The organism is Pseudomonas sp. GW821-FHT05H12 (assembly GCF_059419385.1).
Genome location: NZ_JBWKRS010000010.1, coordinates 191,966 through 194,614, shown reverse-complemented (window position 1 = coordinate 194,614; position 2,649 = coordinate 191,966). Strand labels below are relative to the sequence as shown.

The 2,649-nt window shown below is 62.0% G+C and carries 1 protein-coding gene; it reads left to right on the top strand.

All coding sequences use genetic code 11. The annotated features are described in order from the left end of the window. The first annotated feature begins 308 nt into the window (after window positions 1-308). The gene (locus AC07SU_RS11750; RefSeq protein WP_494997107.1) at window positions 309-2,549 is read left to right on the top strand and encodes a TonB-dependent receptor; all 2,241 of its coding nucleotides are present in this window, start codon (window positions 309-311) and stop codon (window positions 2,547-2,549) included. The last annotated feature ends 100 nt before the right edge of the window (window positions 2,550-2,649 follow it).

Sequence of the window (2,649 nt, the reverse complement as noted above, 5' to 3'; positions counted from 1 at the left end):
GCCGGCGATGGCGTCATTGATATCGCCATCGCCGGCAAGCCGGGCTCCTACAAGGTCGGTGTGAACCAACAAAAATGTGTTGGCCTGGCAACACCCTCCCTGCTGCTCCAGCAGCACCCTCCAAGCAACTCCTGCTGAATCTTCGACAGGCTGTTTTCACGGCCTTGTTTTATCCGTAAAAAAACCTTACCTCCAACATTTTATTACTTATAAAACAGCACGTTATCCATACGTATCAAACCTGAAATCCTCTTGGCACGATCTCTGCTCTACCCCCTTCAAGGACACATTTTCCGGGGGAGATTTTCATGCATACCATCAATCCAATCACCAAGGGCTTATGGCTCGCTTTACTCGTCGCAGGCGGCGCTCACGCCGCTGAAGAGGACACCACTAAAACCGAACCGGCACTCAAGACCGTGACCGTCACCGCACAACACCGCGAGCAAACCCTTCAAGAGGTTCCGGTGGCGGTGTCGGCGGTACAGGGCACCAACATTGTCGCCGACGGCGTGCGCAACATGGGCGACATCACCACCTTCATCCCAAACGCCTCGGCGAAGAACCCGGACGGCGATGGCCGCCCGCGCTGGTACATCCGTGGGTTGGGCACCGGCGACACCGGCGCGGCCACGGTGTACCCGGTGGGTATCTATGCCGACGATGTCTACCTCAACGCGCCGATTGCCGGGGGTGGGCCGCTGTGGGACCTGGAGCGCATCGAGATCCTGCGCGGTCCGCAAGGCACGCTGTACGGCAAGAACACCACGGCGGGCGCGGTGAATATCATCTCGAAAAAGCCCACCTTCGATACCGACGGCTTCGGCACCATCGGTTTTGGCAGCAAGAACGAACGCATCTTGAGCGGCGCCCTGGGCGGCACGCTGGTGGACGAAAAACTTGCCGCGCGAATCTCGTTGTATTCGGAAGAACGCGACGGCTTCCAGAAAAACCTGGTGGACGATCACACCTACGGCGACGTGAACAAAAAGGCCGTGCGCCTGCAGTTTTTCGCCCAGCTCAACGACGACCTCGATGCCCTGTGGAAGATCCACAGCCGCGAGTTCAAGGGCGACGGCGCCAACGGTGCGCTGACCCTGGGCCGCTATTACAACGTGGGCTACCAGCGCCCGGCCGGGCGCAACATCGCGCTGAACGTGGATGACGACTCCAAGCTCAACCACGACGGCACCTCGCTGACCCTCAACTGGCACCTGGGCGACTACACGCTCACGTCGATCACGGCGTACGACTACATCCGCGGCCAGTCCAGCGGTGACGCCGACTACACGCCGTACGAGGTCAACGGCACCTCCACTGCCGACAACAAATACACCCAGTACTCCCAGGAAATCCGCCTGGCCTCGCCCCAGCAGGAGACCCTGCGCTGGCTGGCCGGTGCGCACTATTTCCATGAGGACCTCGACAGCCAGGCTGGGCGTTTCATCGTGCCGGGGCCGACACCCAATGGCACCGGGTCCAACCAGATCGGCGGCGCCACGGACTTTCGTGACCTGAGCTACGACCACAAGACCGACAGCTACGCGCTGTTCGGCAACCTGACCTACGACTTCACCGACAACTTCAGCGTCACCGGTGGCCTGCGCTGGACCCAGGAAAAGAAAGACATCGACCTCAACCTCACCCAGTTGACCCGCGCCACGGCCAACGGCCCGTTGATCCCCCTGGCCGGTGTGGGCACCAACGGCAATCGCCAGGAAGACAAGACCTGGGAAGCCTGGACCTACGACCTCACGCCGGAATACCGCATCAACGACAACGTGCGCGTGTTCTTCCGCTACGCCCATGGTTTCCGTTCCGGGGGTTTCAACACCGGGCTGTCCACCAGCTTGTCGCAGTTGACCACGGTGGACCCGGAACAACTCGACGCCTATGAGTTCGGTGTGAAGTCGGAGTGGTTCAACCACCGCCTCACGGCCAACGCGAATATCTTCTACTACGACTACTCGGATATTCAGGTGAACCTGCTGACGGTCAACAACGGCGTGCTGACCACCGCGCTCACCAACGGCGCCAAGGGCAAGGTCAAGGGCGCCGAACTGGAGCTGGAAGGCCAACCCACCGACTACCTGCACCTGCGCGCGGCGATTTCGTTCCTGGACACCGAATACACCGACTTCAAGAACACCAACCCCAACACCGGCGCGGTCACCGGCGACTACAGCGGCAACAGCTTCGTGCGTTCACCGCGTAACGTGGTGTCCCTGGGCGGCGACTACACCTTCCCGCTGGAAATCGGCGGCAAGCTGGTGGCCGGTGCCGACGTGAGTTTCCGCGACAAGGAATACTTCCTCGCCGACCGCCAGAGCAGCGCCGACAAAGACCTGAGCCAGCCCCACTACACCTTGGCCAACAGCCGGCTGACCTGGTACAGCGCCGACGAAAAACTCAGTGTCACCGGTTTCGTCAACAACCTCACCGACCGCCGCTACCAAGTCCATGGCCGGCCCAACGGTGGCCTTGGCCAATACGTGATCACCTATGGCGACCCCCGCACCGTGGGCCTGAGCGTGACCAGCCGCTTCTAACCTTCTCATTCACACCCCCAACCCACTGCAGGAGCAGGGGGGGGGGGGGGGGGGGGGGGGGGGGGGGGGGGGGGGGGGGGGGGGGGGGGGGGGGGGGGGG

Coding starts and splice junctions, on each gene's coding strand:
- AC07SU_RS11750 (WP_494997107.1), top strand. CDS start 309: ATGCATACCATCAATCCAATCACCAAGGGCTTATGGCTCGCTTTACTC.